Genomic DNA, 17,256 nt, shown 5'->3' on the forward strand with positions numbered 1-17,256 from the left:
CGGTCACAACCCTGTAGCCATCTCTTCCAAGAGGCTGTCGACGACCTTGGTCAAATCACCGCCGTTCGCCTCTGCAATTGTCCGTTGCCGCTGATAGCTCGCACCCTGCGCGACAATGCGTTCGATGCCGGCGAGCTCCGCGGTGCAGGACAGTCTACGGGCAATGGGCATGAGTTCGTCGGTCAAATCGAGCAATGCCCTGCGCACGGGCACGACGGTGTCCTGGTCGTCGACGATGATCTCGGCGTCGAGACCGAACCGGGCGGCGCGCCACTTGTTCTCGCGGACCACCCAGTTCTTCGGCGACGGCAGCCGGTAGCCGCGGTCGATCTCGCGGTCCAGCCGCTCGACCAGACACTGGGCCAGCGCGGCGACGGCGCCCACCTCGTCCAGCGTGGGCAGGCCGTCGCAGATGCGCAGTTCGACGGTGCCGAAGTCGGGGTGCGGGCGGATGTCCCACCACACCTCGCGGACGGAGTCGATGGTGCGGGTGGAGATCAGCGTCCCCATGTAGCTCTCGAACTGGTCCCAGCCGGACAGCTGGTACGGCAGGCCGGCCGTGGGCAGCGCCTCGAACACCTTGCTGCGCGACGAGGCCAGGCCGGTGTCGTGGCCCACCCAGTACGGCGACGACGCGGAGAGCGCCAGGAAATGCGGCACGTAGGACGTCAGGGCGTTGACAATGGGAATGACTTTCTCCGGCGAGCGCACGCCGACGTGCACGTGGACGCCGAAGATCTGCAGCCGGCGGGCCAGCCACTGCAGGTTCTCGACGAGTTGCTCGTAGCGCGGCTTCGGGCTGATCTTCTGGCTGTTCCAGTTGGTGATCGGGTGGGTGCCGGCGCACATCAGCGCCAGCCCGCGGCGGTCGGCCGCCTTGGCCACCGTCCGGACCGTCTCGGCGAGGTCGGCCTTGGCCTCGCCGACCGTCTGGCACACGCCGGTGACGACCTCGATGGTCGACTGCAGCAACTCGTGCTTGGCCTTCGGGTGCTCCTCGGCGCCGGCCGGGCGGAGCTCGTCGAGGATCTCGATGGCGCCGGAGGTCAGCTCGCGGGTCTCGGGATCGACCAGTTGCAGTTCCCATTCCACGCCCAGGCTGCTGTGGGTGGACGGCGCGAAAGGGATCTGCATGTCCGGAAGTGTTACATGCCTTCCGGTAATTACGGAATGCCCTATCTCACACCTTTTGCGGAGTGAAACCGCTGCGCTTATTGACAAGAGGCATCGCTTCACCCACGAGTGCGAGTCACGGACCTTCGTCCGGCGGGGACGACTCGCACCCGGCGCGGCCAGCGTCGGGCGTGGGCATACGGTGAGCGGGCTGGCTCAAGATCCAATCCTCGCAGCATGACCACCCCGTGACAAGACTTGAGAGGATGCACCCGATGACCGTCCCGAGGGTCCCGCCCATCACGTTCGCCCACCGTGGCGCCATGGCGCGGGAACGCGAGAACACGCTGCCGGCGTTCGAACTGGCGCTGCGGCTGGGCGCGTCGGGCCTCGAGAGCGACGCCTGGGTCACCTCCGACGGCGTCGTCGTGCTCGACCACGACGGCGTCGTGGGGCCGCGGTTCGGGCGCCGGCCGATCGCGCAGGTGCCGCGGTCGCAGCTGCCGGCGCACGTGCCGTCGCTCGCCGAGCTGTACGCCGCCTGCGGGACGGACTTCGAGCTGTCGCTGGACGTCAAGGACCCGGCCGCGTTCGAGCCGGTGGTCGCGGCGGTCCGGGCCGGCGGCGACCCCGGGCGGACGTGGCTCTGCCACCCGTCGCTGTCCGTCGTCACGCGGTGGCGGGCGCTGGCATCGGACGTCCGGCTGGTCGACTCCACCCGGGTCAGCCGCCTGCAGGACGGCGTCCGCGGCCGGGCCCGCACACTGGCCGACCGCGGCATCGACGCCGTCAACCTGCACTGGCTGGACTGGACGCCGATCTACGTGAACCTGTTCCACGAGGTGGGCGTGCACGCGTTCGGCTGGGACGCGCAGTCGCGCTCGTCCATCGACCGCCTCCTCGCCACCGGTGTCGACGCCGTCTACGGCAACCATGTCGATCGCCTGGTCGCCGCGGTCGCCCGGCTCAGCTGACGGCGTCGGCCAGCCGGTCGAGGAACGCGGCCTGGGCCTTGACGATCTTCTCGCGGGCGACGTCGAGCGGGAACCACTCGACCCGGTCGACCTCGGGGAACTCCTGCGTGCGGCCGGAGCGCGGTGGCCACTCCAGCTCGAACGTGCCGGGCACGACGGCGGCGGGGTCGAGGTCGCCGCGCAGCGCCCACGCCGTCACCGTCTTGCCGCCCGACTGCTTCACCGTGCCCAGCTCGACCAGCTCGCCGTCGGGGACCGGCACGCCGAGCTCCTCGGTGAACTCGCGCCGGGCCGCGGCCTCCGGCGTCTCGTCGGGGTCGTACTCGCCCTTCGGCAGCGACCACGCGCCGGCGTCCTTCTTCGCCCAGAACGGCCCGCCCATGTGCCCCAGCAGCACCTCGACGCCGCCGGCGCCGTCACGGTGGAGGAGGATGCCCGCGCTCTGCTTGCCCGCCATGCCCTCAGGGTCTCAGAGCGGGTCGGCGACGAGCACCGTCGCCGCGCCGGCCACCCGCGTGACGACGAACGTCGCGGTCCGCTCGCCGCGCGGCCGCAGCGCCGCCCGCAGCTTCTCCGGCTCGACCCCGACGCCGCGCTTCTTGACCGTCAGCACGCCGATGCCGTGGTCGCGGACGTACCGGCGCAGCGCCTTCACGTCGTACGGCAGGGTGTCGAGGACGCGGTAGCCGCGCGCGAACGGGGTCTCGACCGCCGCGTCGGCCGTCACGTAGGCGATGGACTGGTCGATCAGCCCGCCGCCGACCCGCGCGGCCGCCGCCGTCACCAGGCCGGCCCGGATGACGGCGCCGTCCGGCTCGTACAGGTACGCGCCCAGCGGGCGGACGACCGGCCCGGGGTCGTCGCGGTCGGTCAGCGTCGCGCCCGACGGCAGCAGCGTCGCCCGCCGCCTGACGCCGTCGCGGGCCAGCTCGCCGGACCAGAGCGCCGCTTCCTTCACCTCGCCGCGCTCGGACACCCACTCCGCCTCGACGCCGCCGGGGATCCGCTCGTGCGGCAGGCCCGGCGCGACCTTGACGCATGCCGTCCCCGCCAGCAGCTCCAGCACGAAAGACCACGGCGGCCGGTACGCGTCGGGGTCGAACACCCGGCCGCGGCCGCCGCGGCGGGCCGGGTCGCACACGGCCGCCGCGTACCCCGTCCGGTCGGTTGTCGTCGCGTCGGCGTGCACTACCTGGGCTGGGACGCCCAGGGCCGCGACGTTCGCGGCCGCCACCGCCGCCGTGAGCTCGTCCGCCTCGACGCCCGTTACCGTCAGCCCGGCCCGGGCCAGCTCGACGAGGTCGCCGCCGATGCCGCAGCACAGGTCCGCGACGCTCGCGCCCCGGCCGAGCGCCGCCGCCAGCCGCTCCGCCCGGTGCCGCGCGACCGCGACGCGGGTCGCCTGCTCGTAGCCGTCGACCGTGAAGAACATCCGGCCCGCGTCGGCCGGGTCGAACTTGTCCACCGCGCGGGCCCGCAGCCGCGCCTGCGTCAGCGCCGCCGGGACGAGGTCGGGCGCATGGGTGCGGCGCAGCCGGGTGCCCAGCGCGAACTCGTCCTCGCGCCCGTAGGCGGCGCTCGCCTCGGCCAGCAGCGCGGCACCGGCCGGGGTCCGGAGCGCCTCGAACGTGGCCGTCTGCACGGCGATCAGCCTATCTTGAGTCGAGTCGACTCAAGTATGACGGGAGTGGCGCGTGGGACTGCTCCGGGATCATCCGGACTTCCGCCGGCTGTGGGTGGGCGATGTGCTGAGCAAGGCCGGCAGCCAGGTCCTCCTCCTCGCGGTGCCCGTCCTGGCGGCCACCACGCTGGACGCGTCGACCTGGCAGGTCGGCCTGCTGAGCGCTCTCGCCGGGCTTCCGTACCTGCTGTTCGGGCTGCCGATCGGTGCGTGGAGCGACCGCGTCCGCCGTCGCCCCGTCCTCGTCGCCGCGGACGCCGCCAGGGCCGTGGCGCTGGCCTGGATCCCGCTGGCCGCGCTCATCGGCGTCCTGGCGATCGAGCAGCTCTACGCCGTGCAGTTCGTGGCGGGAACGGCGGCCGCTGTCTTCGATGTGTCGCTGGGCGCCTACCTGCCCTTCCTGGTCGGCCGGGGCCGACTGGTCGAGGCGAACGGCGCCCTGGAGGCGAACCGGGCGGTCACGTTCACGCTCGGCCCCGGCCTGGCCGGCCAGCTGGTCGCCTGGCTCGGCGCCGCGACGGCGGTGGTCGCCTCGGTGGCCGGGTTCCTCTGGTCAGCGCTCTGGCTCGGCCTGATCAGGTCCGCCGAACCGGTCCGGCCGCCCGCGCCGTCGCGGCACCTGGGCCGGGAGATCCGCGAGGGCATCCGGCTCACCCTGGGCCAGCCGTTCATCCGCGCCACGACGCTGCACGCGACCAGCGTCGTGCTGTTCCTGTCCATGCGATACGCGATCGAGACGCTGTTCCTGCTGCGCACCGTGGGGCTGTCGCCGTCGACGATCGGGCTGCTCATGGTCGGGCCGGGGGTGGGCTCGGTCGCCGGCGCGGCGACGGCGGCCCGGATCGCCCGGCGGGCCGGCCGGGTTCGGGCGGTCCTGCTCGCCGGTCTCGTCATGGGCGCGGCCGGCCTGCTCATCCCGCTGGCCGCCGACGGCGCCAGGCTGGCCTGCTACGTCGTCGGTGCCGCCGTGGTGTCGTTCTCGATCGCGGTGACCAACGTGACCGCGGCCAGCCTCCGTCAGGTCCTCTGCCCGGACGAGCTGCTGGGACGGATGAACGCCACAAGCCGTTTCCTGGCGTGGGCGACGCTGCCGCTCGGCGGGATCGCCGGCGGCGCCCTGGGGACGGTCCTCGGCCTGCGCGCGGCGCTCTGGGTCGCCGCCGCCGGGGCCGCGGCGTCCGCGTTCTGGCTGCTGTCGGCCCGGGTGATGCGGGCTCGGGACCTGGCTGCCGAGGCGGACTAGCACTCATCGCGACCGAGTGCTAACTTGAGGACTGGCACCCTCACCATGAGAGTGCCAACGGTCGAGGTCGCCGGCACCCGCGACGACGGCGGCATGCGGCCGGTCCACAAGCAATCACCGTGACATCCCGCGAAAGGGGAGGTCAGACAAGTGTCGGTCTCCATCAAGCCACTCGAGGACCGCATCGTGGTCAAGCCGCTCGAAGCGGAGCAGACCACGGCGTCCGGGCTCGTCATCCCTGACACCGCCAAGGAGAAGCCCCAGGAGGGCGAGGTCGTCGCCGTCGGCGAGGGCCGCTGGGACGACGAGGGCGAGAAGCGCATCCCGCTCGACGTCAAGGTCGGCGACGTGGTGCTCTACTCGAAGTACGGCGGCACCGAGGTGAAGTACGGCGGCGACGAGCTGCTCATCCTCTCCGGCCGCGACGTTCTGGCGATCGTCCAGAAGTGACGCGCTGACGCCCTGACCCGACCGGCTCGCCGCCGGCTCGGGTCGGGGCGTTTCCTCGTTCAGCACTACCCTCCGAAAGGGACCGGTTCCCCATGCCCAAGATCCTCGAGTTCGACGAGGACGCCCGCCGGCGCCTGGAGCGCGGTGTCGACGCCCTCGCGAACACCGTCAAGGTGACGCTCGGCCCCAAGGGCCGCAACGTCGTCCTCGACAAGAAGTTCGGTTCTCCCACCATCACCAACGACGGCGTCACCATCGCCCGTGAGGTCGAGCTGGAGGACCCGCACGAGAACCTCGGCGCGCAGCTCGCCAAGGAGGTCGCCACCAAGACCAACGACGTCGCGGGTGACGGCACCACGACGGCGACGGTGCTCGCGCAGGCCATGGTGCACCGCGGCCTGAAGTCCGTCGCCGCCGGCGCGAACCCGATGGGCATCAAGCGCGGCATCGACGCCGCCGTCGAGGCGGTCCGGGCGAAGCTCGTCGAGACCGCCCGCCCCGTGGACGAGAAGTCCGAGATCGCCTCCGTCGCCGCCATCTCCGCGCAGGACCCCACCATCGGCGAGGTCATCGCCGACGCGTTCGACAAGGTCGGCAAGGACGGCGTCATCACCGTCGACGAGTCGCAGACCTTCGGTACCGAGCTCGAGTTCACCGAGGGCATGCAGTTCGACAAGGGCTACCTCAGCCCGTACTTCGTCACCGACCAGGAGCGTCAGGAGGCCGTCCTCGAGGACGCCTACATCCTGATCCACCAGAACAAGATCTCGTCGGTGAGCGACCTCCTGCCGCTGCTCGAGAAGGTCGTCCAGTCCGGCAAGCAGCTGCTGATCGTGGCCGAGGACGTCGACGGCGAGGCGCTGTCCACGCTGGTCGTCAACAAGATCCGCGGCACGTTCACCTCGGTCGCCGTCAAGGCGCCCGGCTTCGGTGACCGCCGCAAGGCGATCCTGCAGGACCTCGCCGTCCTCACCGGCGGCCAGGTCGTCGCCGAGGAGGTCGGCCTCAAGCTCGACCAGGTCGGTCTCGACGTGCTCGGCTCGGCCCGCCGCATCGTCGTCACCAAGGACGACACCACCGTCGTCGACGGCGGCGGCGCGCAGGCCGACATCGACGGCCGGGTCACGCAGATCCGCGCGGAGATCGACAACACCGACTCCGACTGGGACCGCGAGAAGCTGCAGGAGCGGCTGGCCAAGCTGGCCGGCGGCGTCGGCGTCATCAAGGTCGGCGCGGCCACCGAGGTCGAGCTGAAGGAGCGTAAGCACCGCATCGAGGACGCCGTGTCGGCGACGCGCGCGGCCATCGAGGAGGGCATCGTCTCCGGCGGTGGCGCGGCGCTCGTGCACGCGCGGTCGGCCATCGACGCGCTCGACCTGTCCGGCGACGAAGCCACCGGCGCCGCCATCGTGCGCGGCGCGCTGGTCGAGCCGTTGCGGTGGATCGCCGAGAACGCCGGCGAGAACGGCTACGTCATCGTGGCCAACGTCGAGAACGGCACGCCGGGCCACGGCTACAACGCCGCCACCGGCGAGTACGGCGACCTCATCGCGCAGGGCGTCCTCGACCCCGTCAAGGTGACCCGCTCCGCGGTCGCCAACGCGGCGTCGATCGCCAGCCTGCTGCTCACCACCGAGGTCCTCGTGGCGGACAAGCCCGAGGAGCCGGTCGCCGAGGGTGGCCACGGCCACGGTCACGGCCACTGAGGTTCATCGCTGCACCGGCGGCCCGGGTCCCCTGCACGGGGCCCGGGCCGTCGCTTTGAGACGATGTCCGGCGTGACGCGCCGCCGGGTCCTGCTGTTGCTGCCGCTGCTGACGCTGACCGCGTGCGGGTCGTCCGGACCGGCCGACGCGGACGAGCTGGCCGCCCGGGCGGCCTCGATCGGCGTCGACCCCGACGTCGTCTACGCGGTCTCGCTGGACGGCTTCGCACCGGCCTCCCAGTCGGCCGGGGTGATGGGCGACGCCGGCTTCGGGGTCGCCTACACCGCGCCGGACGGCCGGATGGCGATGCTCACCACCGACCCGCGCGGCGCGGCCGACCCCGGCTGCGTCGTGGCCGGCGACCAGCACGAGTGTGTCGCCGTGCACGACGGCGTCGCGGTGCGGTTGTCGGCCGCCGCGGACGCCGTCGACGAGGAGACGCTGCGCGCCGCGGTCGAGGGCGCGCACGCGCCGTCGGCGGACGAACTGGCCGCGCTGTTCGCGGACGCTCCCGACGGCGGCGGCGCACCGGTCGAGCGTGGCGACCTGCCGTCGTCCGGCGACGGCGCGCCGATCGACCCCGAGGGCGCGGCCGGATGACGACCCGCCTCGACCTGCTGCGCGAGAATGCTGCCGCCTACGCACGCACCGCGCTGACCTGCATCGATCGCGAGTATCCGCACCTGCCGATCATCTACGCCGTAGAACCGGGGCCGTATCCGTTGCACCGTGACCAGCATCCGGCGTTCTACGGCTCGCTGGACTGGCATTCGGCGGTCGAGATGCACTGGGTGCTGGTGCGGCTGCTCCGGCTGGCCGGTTCCGACCTGCCGCCGGCGCTGGCCACCTCGGTTCGGGAGGCGCTGGGCGCGCACCTGACTCCGTCGAACCCTGGCGCGGGAGGCCGAGTTCTTCGCGTCCGGGCCGGGCCGCACGCGGGAACGTCCCTACGGGTGGGGCTGGCTGCTGACGCTGGCGCACGAGCTGGCCGCGTGGTCCGACCCCGACGCGGACGCCTGGGCCGCCGCCGTCCGCCCGCTGGCCGACGTGCTGTCGGGGAACCTGGTGGGCTGGCTGCCGGCGCAGACCTACCCGGTGCGGGGCGGGCTGCACCCGAATTCGGCGTTCGGGCTGCTCCGCTGCTACGAGGGCGCACCGGCGGAGCTGCGCGACGCGATCGACGACGCCGTCCGCCGGTGGTATCTCGACGACACCGACTATCCGGCGCACTACGAGCCGTCCGGCAGCGACTTCCTGTCGCCGGCGCTGGCCGAGGCCGAGCTGGTGGCGCGGGTGCTGCCGGCGGAGGCGTTCGGCGCCTGGTTCGCCGCGTTCCTCCCGCGCGCCGCGTCCTCGTCGCCGTCGCAGCTGTTCGCGCCGGTCACCGTCTCAGACCCGTCGGACGGGCAGCTCGCGCACCTGGCGGGGCTGAACCTCAGCCGGGCGTGGTCGATGCTGGCCGTCGCGTCGGCCTTGCCGGACGGTGCCCCAGCGGCGGCCGCGCTGACGGCGTCGGCCGCCGTGCACGCCGAGGCCGGACTGCCCTTTGTCGTCGGTGGCGACTACATGGTCGAGCACTGGCTCGCCGCCTACGCCGTCGGTTACCTGACCGCCTGAGCGTGAAGAAGCCCCGGCGCGGAATGGCCCGCAATGCGGAGACGCGCCGAGGCTTCGGCCGGGATCACTGGTGTTAGCGCACCTCCTCCAGCCACTGCCCATGGTAGCCGTTGACGGGCTGATTGTCCGAATGTCATGATGGTCGGCTAACTACATCGGGAATTCGCCCGGCGTAGTCCAGAGATGGGCTACCGGGCGGACTGTTAGCGCGGTTCACCGGTGCCCTCAGCACTCAGGAGGAAATCGAATGGCCCGCACCAACAGGCGAGAGCGATCGATGCTGAGCAGGCTACGGAAGCTGCGTGAGCACACCGAGGTTCTGGGGGAGATCTCCAGTGATCTGCGGAAGCTGCTCGAGGTCATCGCAACGCTCTCGGTTCTGGGTGTCGCCCTGCACCAGTTCGTCACGCTGCTGAGGTAGCGAGGCGAGCCGCAGGGAACGGGGTCGGTGGGAGCCGGACCTGGAGTGCGTCACTCGTCAGAAGCTCCCCTGCCAGACGCGGGGAGTGCGGATGCCGGGGCCGACCTCACCACTCGCGATCACCAGGTCGCCGTCCCAGTCGACGGCCGGGGTGGTGGCGGGAGGCGGGCCGGGGAACCAGCCGTCGACGCTCCAGCGGTCGCGGCGGGTGTCGTAGCGCAGGAGCTCGCCGTTGAAGCCGGTGTGGTGGTCGTAGATCCAGGTGACGACGTCGTTCTGGCGCTGCCACTCCGCCGATCCGGGCGGTGCCGCGTTCCGGAGCGCGACGTGGTGCTCGATGAGGTTCCAGCGGTCGATGTCCTTGTCGCCGCCGGCGACGACCAGCCCGGTGCGGCCGACGGGGTGGGCGAGCCCCGCGGTGACGCACCAGGGCAGGTCGGCGATCCGGTCCCAGCGCCGCCGCCGCGGCGAGTACGCGTACGCGTCGCGGTAGAACGTCCAGGTCTTGTCCGCGTGCTGCGCCCGCCCGCTGAGCAGGAAGAACCGGCCGTCCTGGGCGGCTCCGACGGCGACGGTGCGCGGGTCGCCCGGCCAGCGCGGCAGCGTCGTCCAGCCGCGGTCCGGACGGTCGAGGTCCAGGCCGTAGAAGTCGGCGCCCTCCGCGACGTACACGACGCCGTCGACGATGCCGGCGACCGCATACGACAACGGCCGGGGGAGCGGCGGCAGCTCGACCCGGTCGAGCCGGGACCGCCGCGCGTCCCAGCGCAGCAGGTAGACGTCGGCGAACTTCTCGGCCGGGCGCTGCAGCGTGCCGCCGGGGCCGCCGCGGTAGCCCTCGCCGCCGATCACCAGCACGCCGTCGCCGGTGCTCACCGTCGCCGCGTAACCGACGGCGTCGGGCAGCTGGCCGGCCGGCTGCCAGCCGCCGGTCCGCCGCGAGTAGACGAACGCGTCGGTCCAGTACACCTTGCCCAGCGTGTTCGCGCGGGTCGCCGTCAGCGCCGGCTCCGGGAAGTTCGCCCCGCCGGCGACGATGAGGTGGTCGCCGTGCGCGCCGGCGACGGGCCCGGCCAGCCCGAGCTGCGTCCAGTACGACTCCCCGACCGGGATGGCCGGGTGCCAGTCGACCCCGTTCGCGGGCACGTCGGGCAGCCGCCGCCACGTCGCCCCGCCGCCCGCCGGGCCAGCCGCGGCGTCGGCCGCGCCCGTCGCGTCGTCGTCACCTGCCGTGGTAGGTAGACCCCTCCCGGCCCGGGTGGGGCCCACCCTACGGGCGGGCACCGACACACTCGTCCGCGCCGACGAACCGGCCCCAGCCGACGCCCTCGCCTGAGCCGACGCCCGCGCCTGAGCTGACGCGCTCGTCTGCGTCGACGCGGTCCACGCCGCCGCGCCGGCCGCCGCTGCCAAGGTGAGTGCCGCTCGCCGTGTGAGATCCGTCATGTCGGATATCCGACCAAAGAGACGAGGGTTCGTCAACGTTCTTGACACATATCCCATATGTGATGTGGGATGAATCTTCCCCGACGAAGGAGACCCCATGCGCCGGCCCGTCGTCCTTGCCCTTGTTCTCGCGCTTCCAGCGACCGTTCTCGCAGCTCACGCTCCCGCACAGGCGTCGCCGCCGATCAGGCAGACCGTCGTCTTCGAGTCCGGTACCGAGGGTTACGACACGTTCCGCATCCCCGCGATCGTCCGCTCCGACAAGGGGACGCTGCTCGCGTTCGCCGAGGGCCGGGTCGGCGGCGGGGGCGACACCGGCGACATCGACCTGGTGCTGCGCCGCTCGTACGACGACGGCCGCACGTGGGGCCCGCTGCAGGTGGTCGGCGACAACGGCGTGAACGTCTTCGGCAACCCGACCCCCGTGGTCGACCCGAGCACCGGCGACGTCGTCCTGCTCAGCACCCACAACGCCGGCGACGCCACCGAGGCCGAGATCATGCGCGGCGAGGTCACCCCCGAGCAGAGCCGCCGCGTGTTCGTCCAGCGCAGCAGCGACGACGGCGCCAGCTGGTCGGCCGCGCAGGACATCACGGCCGCCACCAAGCTGCCCGAGTGGCGCTGGTACGCCACCGGGCCGGTGCACGCCATCGCGCTGGAGCACGGCGAGCACCGCGGGCGGCTCGTCGCGGCGGCGAACCACTCGACCAGCCCGCCGCCCGGCTCGTCCGACACCGGGCAGGAGGCGAAGTACTACGGCGCGCACTCCCTCTACAGCGACGACGGCGGCCTGACCTGGCAGCTCGGCGACGTCGACACCCCGCTGACCGGCGTCGTGAACCCGAACGAGAACACCGTCACCGAGCTCGCCGACGGCACCCTCTACTTCAACGCGCGCGACCAGAACGGCACCGGCGTCGGCACCCGCGCGACGACCACCAGCAGCGACGGCGGCGAGACGTTCGACGCGCCGTACGCGCTGGAGCCGGACATCGTCACCCCGGTCGTGCAGGGCTCGGTGCTGCGGCTGCCGCGCGCCGGCGACCGGCTCGTGTACTCCGGCCCGGCGAACCCGACGGCCAGGCGGACGCTGCAGCTGCGGTACAGCTTCGACGAGGGCGCGACGTGGACCGGCGGGCCGGTGCTGCACGACGGGCCGGCGGCGTACTCCGACGTGGTCGTGGCCGGCGGGCGGACGCTCGGCGTGCTGTACGAGAACGGCGACACCGGGACGTACGAGCGCATCACGTTCGCGCGGGTGCCGTTCGCCGCGCTGGACCGCGGGCTGGCGCCGGTCACGACGACGCCGGACGCGTCGGGCGGCGGGCAGGACGGCGTCGTCGGCGGGTCGCCGGAGGTGGTCGCCGACGGTGCCGTGGACGCGGGGCTGCGACTCGCGGCGGGCGACTTCGTGGCGGTGCCGCGGAGCTCTCGCGTCGACGTCGGCGCCGGGCCGTTCACCGCGGCCGGCTGGTTCCGTACCGACGCCGCCGCCGACCAGGCGCTGCTGTGGGCGTACAACTCGGGCAGCGGGCGGGACCAGTGGTGGGTCCGGCTCGAGCCCGGGGCGAACCGGATCCGGGCACTGATCGACACCTCGCTGGGCAGCGGCACGCTGGTCGCGCCGGGCTCGTTCGCCGACGGCGCCTGGCACCACGTGGCGCTGGTCCGCGGTGACGACGGGGTGGCCCTCTACGTCGACGGTGCCCTGGCCGCGTCGGCCGGGCCGGTCGCGGGCTCCGTCACCACCGACGCCGCCATCGGCCTGCACCTGGGCCAGCGGCCGGACGGCGCCAACCAGCTGCTCGGCGACCTCGACGACGTCTGGCTGCTCGGCCGGGCGGCGGCCGCGGACGAGCTCGCCGCGCTGGCCGCCGGTGCCGCCGTCGGAGACCCGCTCGTGCACCTGCCGCTCGACGAGCTGAGCCGCTGACCTCGTACCCTGAGTGTCCCTGACGCTGAGAGAGGGACACGATGAGCCGTGCGCGGGTCGGGTACAGCGCCATGTTGGAGCGGTTCGCGCCGTCCGAGGTGGTGCAACTGACGGTGGCGGCCGAGGAGGCCGGGTTCGACGGCGTCATGGCCGACGACCACTTCCAGCCGTGGACGCCGCAGCAGGGGCAGGCCGGGTTCGTCTGGAACGTCATGACGGCGATGGCCGAGCGCACCCGCGGCTCGGTCGGCGTCGGCGCGACCTGCCCGTCGTTCCGCTGGCACCCGGCGGTCGTCGCGCAGGCGGCGGCAACGCTGGAGCAGCTGTACCCGGGGCGGCACTGGCTCGGCATCGGGTCCGGCGAGGCCATCAGCGAGCACGTCGTCGGCGGGTACTGGCCCGAGGCGCCGCAGCGCATCGCCCGCATGTTCGAGGCGGTGGAGATCATCCAGAAGCTCTTCACCGGCCGCGACGTCCGCCACGACGGCCGGTTCTTCACCCTCGAGCGCACCCGCCTCTGGACCATGCCCGACGCGCCGCCGCCGGTCTACATCGCGACGTCCGGCCCGATCACCGCCCGCCGGGCCGGCGCCTCCTGCGACGGCATGATCACCGTCGCCAGCACGCCCGAGAAGGTGGCGTCCCTCTTCGCCCGGTTCGACGATGGCGCCCGCTCGAACGGCAAGGACCCGTCGACGCTGGCGAAGATCGTGCAGGTGCACCTGTCGTGGGCGCCCGACCCGGCCGAGGCCGCCGCCCAGGCGTTGCGCGAATGGCCCAACGGCGCCATGCGCTTCTCCAAGGCCGACCTCCGTTCCCCCTACGACGTCGACCAGATCGCCCGCATGGTCCGCGTCGAGGACTTCGACGGCCGGGTCACCATCTCCGCCGACCTCGACGTGCACCGCCAGGAGCTCCAGCGCTACCTCGACGCCGGCGCCACCCACCTCTATCTGCACGACGCCGGCCCCGACCAGCGCACCTGGATCGACGTGTTCGGCCGCGAGGTCCTCCCGAAGCTCACGGCCTGACGAGGGTCAGAGCGGCGAGAACGTCAGCACGGGGCGGCCGGTGCGCGGGTTGAGGTGGATGTCGGCGTCGACGCCGAAGACGGAGCGGACGACATCGGGAACCAGCACCTCCGACGGCGCGCCGGCGGCCGCCACCCGGCCGCCGTCCAGTACCACGACCTGGTCGCAGTAGGCAGCCGCCAGGTTGAGATCGTGCAGCGCCGCCAAGGTCGTCACACCCAGCGAGCGGACGAACGTCAGCAGCGCCAGCTGGTAGTGGATGTCGAGGTGGTTGGTCGGCTCGTCGAGCAGCAGCAGCTCAGGCTGCTGGGTGATCGCCCGCGCCAGGTGCACCCGCTGCCGCTCGCCGCCGGAGAGGGTGTGCCAGTCGCGGTCGGCGAGGTCGCGCATGCCGACGGTCTCGAGGGCGGCCAGCGCGAGCGCCTCGTCGGACGCCGACGCGCGGTGCGGCGTCCGCCCGAGCAGCACGACGTCGAGCACCTGCAGCGGCACGTCGGTCGTCGACTCCTGTTCGACGACGGCGACGCGGCGGGCGCGGTCGCGGCGGCGCATGGCGCCGAGGTCGTCACCGCCGAGCAGGACGCGGCCGCCGTCGGGGCGGTAGGTCCCGGCGACGGTGCGCAGCAGGCTGGACTTGCCCGATCCGTTCGGCCCGAGCAGCCCCGTCATCGTGCCGGGCGCGACCGACAGCCCGACGCCGTCGACGATGAGCCGGCCCTCGGCCGACCACGAGACGGCCGCGACCTCCAGCGGCGGCGCACCGGCCGCGACCACGGGACGAACGACGGGAGTGTCGAGAACGGTCATCGGCCTACCCTCCGGCGACGCAACAGGACGGCGAACGCGGGCGCGCCGAGGAACGCCGTGACGACGCCCACCGGCAGCTCGCGCGGATCGAACAGCGTGCGGGCCAGCGTGTCGGCCCAGATCATGAAGCTCGCGCCGGCCAGCGCCGCCAGCGGCAGCACCCGCCGGTGCCCGGAGCCGACGACGAACCTGACGGCGTGCGGCAGCATCAGCCCGACGAACCCGATGGCCCCGCTGACGGCGACGGCGGCCCCGGTGAGCAGCGCGACCAGCGTCAGCAGCGTCCACCGGGTCGCGTTGACGTTGATGCCCAGCGTCGACGCGGTGCTGTCGCCGAACGCGAACGCGTCCAGCGTCCGGGCCCGCGACACCAGCGCCGTCCCGACCACGACGACGGCGACCCAGACGATCGCCGCGTCGGTCCACGACGCGCCGCCGAGCGAGCCGAGCAGCCAGCTGAGGATCTCGCGGTAGGAGTCGCCTGTCGCCGACCAGAAGATGATGAACGACGTCGCCGCCGAGCACAGGTACGACACCGCCAGCCCGGCCAGCACCGTCCGCGTCGGCGCCAGTTCGCCGCGGCGGTTGGCCAGCGCGAACGTCACTACGAGCGCCAGCAGCGCGCCGGCGAACGCGGCGACCGGCAGCCCGAGCCAGCCGATGCCCAGGATCAGCACCGCCACGGCCCCGACCGACGCGCCGGACGACAGGCCCAGCAGGTACGGGTCGGCCAGCGGGTTGCGCGTCAGCGTCTGCATGACGGCGCCACAGAGGGCCAGCGCGGCGCCCACCGCGGCCGCCGTCAGCACCCGCGGCAGCCGCAGCTCCCACACGATGCCGTCACGCAGCACCGACAGCGACGTCGAGGTCAGCCCCAGGTGGTCGCCGATCGAGCGCCACACGTCGAGCGGGTGCAGGTCGGCCGAGCCGATCGTCACCGCGAGCGTCACCGACGCCGCCAGCACGACCGCCATGGCGGTGATCCAGGCGGTCGTGCGCGCGGCCGTCCGTCCCGACGGTGCGTCCGCGGGCGCGGGCGGAGGTGCGCCGGTCGCCGGTGCCGTCGTCGTGGTCACTGGTCCAGCGCCTCCAGCTGGGCCGCGAGGTCGACGACGGCCTGCGCGTTGCGGACGCCCGCCTCGGCCGCCGGGAACGGCAGCCGCAGATACCGCTGCTCGGCGACGGCGGGCAGCGCGGCGGTGGCCGGATTGCCCTCGAGTCGCTCGATCTTGCTGTCGGCGGTGTTCCACGCGGCGTCGACCAGGACGATCACGTCGGGGTCGCGGTCGATGACCTGCTCCCAGCTGACGTTCGACCAGGTGGCGTCGACGTCGGCGAAGATGTTCTCGACGCCGAGCTCGCGCATCACCATGGCCGGCGCGCCGATGTCGCCGCCGACGAACGGCGCGTCCTCGCCGGAGGAGTACCAGAGCGCCGTCAGCCCGTCGCCGGGCGCCTCGACCTGGTCGAGCAGCGCCTGCTGCTCGGCGATCAGCTCGTCGGCGCGCTCGGTGGCGCCGAAGAACGACGCGACCTCACGGATCTCCGCGAACAGCTCGTCGAACGTCATCGGGTCGGGCTGGTACTCGGGCTCCTGGCAGGCGGCCGGGGACACGTACGTCGCGATGCCGAAGTCGGCCAGCGATGACCGGTCACCGGCGGTGTCGGCGCCGAAGTTGCTCTCCCAGCCGCCGTAGACGAAGTCGGGCTCGACGTCGAGCAGGGCCTCCTGGCCGGGCACGTTGTCGGACAGCACGGGGACGTCGTCGAGGTCGCCCGCATAGTCGTCCGGCAGCGGGCCGTCGGAGAACGCGGTGCCGACGAGGCGGTCGGCGAGGCCGAGCGCGAGCATCATCTCCGTCGCGGTCGACTTGATGGTGACGACGCGCTCCGGCGGGCTGTCGATGCTCACCTCGGTGCCGCAGTTGTCGACGGTGACCGGCGTGAACTCGCCGGCCGTACCGGTTGCGGCCGCCTCGGTCTGGCCGGCCTCGGCCGGGTCGTCATCGGCCGAGCAGCCGGTCAGCACGACCGTCGCGACCGCGCCGGCCGCGACGCCGACGAGGGCAGCGCGGAACGTTCGGAAAGGGAATAGCGCCACTGGGTCTCCACAGGCAGGCAGGGTCCGTTGGAGACGGTCCAAGGCGACCGCCGAACCAGCTGCCCACTGACCGGGCAGACACAACAGAGCACAAGCGGTGCTCCGGGGCTTCGCTCATCTTAAGCAGCCGAACCCGCAGAAATCATCCCCCTGGGGCGAGATTTATCAAGAATCCATGGATGCGGGCTGGGTTGGGGTGGTGTCGGCGCGGTGGGGCGGGCGCTGTGGGGCCGGCACGGTGGGGAGCGGGTCGAGGCGGGCGCGGTGACGACGCCGCCCGCTCGGCGGCTGAGGGGCCGGGGCGGCTGATGGGGCCGGGGTCGTGTGGGCGGCGGTGCGCCGGGATCGGCGGCCGGAGCGGCGACGGAGGCGCAGCGGCCCTGGGGTGGCCGGTGGCCTGCGGCGGGGTGGCGGGCTGGGGCGGTGCGCCGGAATCGGCGGCCCCGGGGTCGTGCGGCGGGCGGTGGCCGGGGATGCGCGCCGCGGCCGGCGGCCCGGGGGTGGGACGGCCGGCGGTCCGCGTCCGGCGGGGTGACCGGCCGGTTGCGCGGTGCGGCGGCCCACCCAGGAGGGTGGGGTGCCCTCCCGGCCGGGTGGGCCTTCACACTACGCGCGAGCACCGACAACGTCCGCCGCTCGGCTGCGTGGGCGTCCGGTGGGTGGAGCCGTCCGGTGGCCCGGGTGGTGTGCCGCGATCGACGCGCGGGGCGGTGCGGTGGCCCACCCAGGAGGG

Annotated in this window: 16 protein-coding genes and 1 pseudogene; 10 read left to right on the forward strand and 7 right to left on the reverse strand. The window is 73.1% G+C overall.

The window, feature by feature from the left end:
• Nucleotides 1-3 precede the first annotated feature (3 nt).
• A complete protein-coding gene (locus tag BLU82_RS01055; protein WP_092614429.1) occupies nucleotides 4-1,134 on the reverse strand; it encodes a glutamate--cysteine ligase in 1,131 nt (376 codons plus the stop codon).
• 254 nt (nucleotides 1,135-1,388) lie between these two features.
• Between BLU82_RS01055 and BLU82_RS01060 the strand changes: the two genes are divergently transcribed.
• Nucleotides 1,389-2,087, forward strand: a complete 699-nt coding sequence (locus BLU82_RS01060; RefSeq protein WP_092614432.1) for a glycerophosphodiester phosphodiesterase — start codon at nucleotides 1,389-1,391, stop codon at nucleotides 2,085-2,087.
• On the opposite strand, the gene BLU82_RS01065 is transcribed toward BLU82_RS01060, so the two are convergent.
• Together BLU82_RS01065 and BLU82_RS01070 are read right to left on the reverse strand one after the other, a co-directional pair.
• Entirely contained in the window at nucleotides 2,080-2,544 is a 465-nt protein-coding gene (locus tag BLU82_RS01065) for an NUDIX domain-containing protein (RefSeq protein WP_092614435.1), read from the reverse strand. The two genes, BLU82_RS01060 and BLU82_RS01065, sit on opposite strands and share 8 nt — an antisense overlap.
• A gap of 12 nt (nucleotides 2,545-2,556) precedes the next feature.
• Nucleotides 2,557-3,729 (reverse strand): class I SAM-dependent methyltransferase, encoded by a 1,173-nt coding sequence (locus BLU82_RS01070; protein WP_092614438.1) that lies wholly within the window; start codon nucleotides 3,727-3,729, stop codon nucleotides 2,557-2,559.
• Nucleotides 3,730-3,781: 52 nt separating this feature from the next.
• Between BLU82_RS01070 and BLU82_RS01075 the strand changes: the two genes are divergently transcribed.
• The 7 genes and pseudogenes from BLU82_RS01075 (at nucleotide 3,782) to BLU82_RS33895 (ending at nucleotide 9,205) form a co-directional block, all read left to right on the forward strand.
• Nucleotides 3,782-5,011 (forward strand): MFS transporter, encoded by a 1,230-nt coding sequence (locus tag BLU82_RS01075; RefSeq protein WP_092614441.1) that lies wholly within the window; start codon nucleotides 3,782-3,784, stop codon nucleotides 5,009-5,011.
• A gap of 150 nt (nucleotides 5,012-5,161) precedes the next feature.
• Nucleotides 5,162-5,461, forward strand: a complete 300-nt coding sequence (gene groES / locus BLU82_RS01080; protein ID WP_046768987.1) for a co-chaperone GroES — start codon at nucleotides 5,162-5,164, stop codon at nucleotides 5,459-5,461.
• A 92-nt stretch (nucleotides 5,462-5,553) separates the two neighbouring features.
• Nucleotides 5,554-7,167: a chaperonin GroEL gene (gene groL / locus BLU82_RS01085; RefSeq protein ID WP_092614444.1), complete on the forward strand. Its 1,614-nt coding sequence runs from the start codon at nucleotides 5,554-5,556 to the stop codon at nucleotides 7,165-7,167.
• 72 nt (nucleotides 7,168-7,239) lie between these two features.
• Nucleotides 7,240-7,767, forward strand: coding sequence for a hypothetical protein (locus BLU82_RS01090; protein WP_197682662.1), 528 nt, complete (start codon nucleotides 7,240-7,242; stop codon nucleotides 7,765-7,767).
• Nucleotides 7,764-7,994 (forward strand): annotated as a pseudogene (locus BLU82_RS36230) (DUF2891 family protein); the annotation flags it as partial. The gene BLU82_RS01090 and the pseudogene BLU82_RS36230, both read left to right, overlap by 4 nt.
• Nucleotides 7,995-8,058: 64 nt before the next feature.
• Entirely contained in the window at nucleotides 8,059-8,784 is a 726-nt protein-coding gene (locus BLU82_RS01095) for a DUF2891 family protein (RefSeq protein ID WP_255367136.1), read from the forward strand.
• Nucleotides 8,785-9,031: 247 nt separating this feature from the next.
• Nucleotides 9,032-9,205, forward strand: coding sequence for a hypothetical protein (locus BLU82_RS33895; RefSeq protein ID WP_157740452.1), 174 nt, complete (start codon nucleotides 9,032-9,034; stop codon nucleotides 9,203-9,205).
• 57 nt (nucleotides 9,206-9,262) lie between these two features.
• On the opposite strand, the gene BLU82_RS01100 is transcribed toward BLU82_RS33895, so the two are convergent.
• Nucleotides 9,263-10,351: a galactose oxidase gene (locus BLU82_RS01100; protein ID WP_092614452.1), complete on the reverse strand. Its 1,089-nt coding sequence runs from the start codon at nucleotides 10,349-10,351 to the stop codon at nucleotides 9,263-9,265.
• A 397-nt stretch (nucleotides 10,352-10,748) separates the two neighbouring features.
• Here BLU82_RS01100 and BLU82_RS33900 point away from each other — a divergent pair, with 397 nt between their 5' ends.
• Nucleotides 10,749-12,584 carry a sialidase family protein gene (locus BLU82_RS33900; RefSeq protein WP_157740453.1) on the forward strand — a complete coding sequence of 612 codons (1,836 nt, stop codon included), beginning with the start codon at nucleotides 10,749-10,751 and terminating at the stop codon, nucleotides 12,582-12,584.
• Nucleotides 12,585-12,625: 41 nt separating this feature from the next.
• Entirely contained in the window at nucleotides 12,626-13,615 is a 990-nt protein-coding gene (locus BLU82_RS01110; RefSeq protein ID WP_092614455.1) for a TIGR03557 family F420-dependent LLM class oxidoreductase, read from the forward strand.
• Nucleotides 13,616-13,621: 6 nt separating this feature from the next.
• On the opposite strand, the gene BLU82_RS01115 is transcribed toward BLU82_RS01110, so the two are convergent.
• From BLU82_RS01115 to BLU82_RS01125, 3 genes are all read right to left on the reverse strand, one after another.
• Nucleotides 13,622-14,422: an ABC transporter ATP-binding protein gene (locus BLU82_RS01115; protein ID WP_092614457.1), complete on the reverse strand. Its 801-nt coding sequence runs from the start codon at nucleotides 14,420-14,422 to the stop codon at nucleotides 13,622-13,624.
• A complete protein-coding gene (locus BLU82_RS01120; RefSeq protein WP_092625268.1) occupies nucleotides 14,419-15,396 on the reverse strand; it encodes a putative F420-0 ABC transporter permease subunit in 978 nt (325 codons plus the stop codon). Before BLU82_RS01120 ends, BLU82_RS01115 begins: the two co-directional genes overlap by 4 nt.
• 98 nt (nucleotides 15,397-15,494) lie before the next feature.
• Nucleotides 15,495-16,523 carry a putative F420-0 ABC transporter substrate-binding protein gene (locus tag BLU82_RS01125; RefSeq protein WP_172885500.1) on the reverse strand — a complete coding sequence of 343 codons (1,029 nt, stop codon included), beginning with the start codon at nucleotides 16,521-16,523 and terminating at the stop codon, nucleotides 15,495-15,497.
• Nucleotides 16,524-17,256 lie beyond the last annotated feature (733 nt).

Origin of the sequence: Jiangella sp. DSM 45060, assembly GCF_900105175.1 — a bacterium.
Taxonomy (GTDB): Bacteria; Actinomycetota; Actinomycetes; order Jiangellales; family Jiangellaceae; genus Jiangella.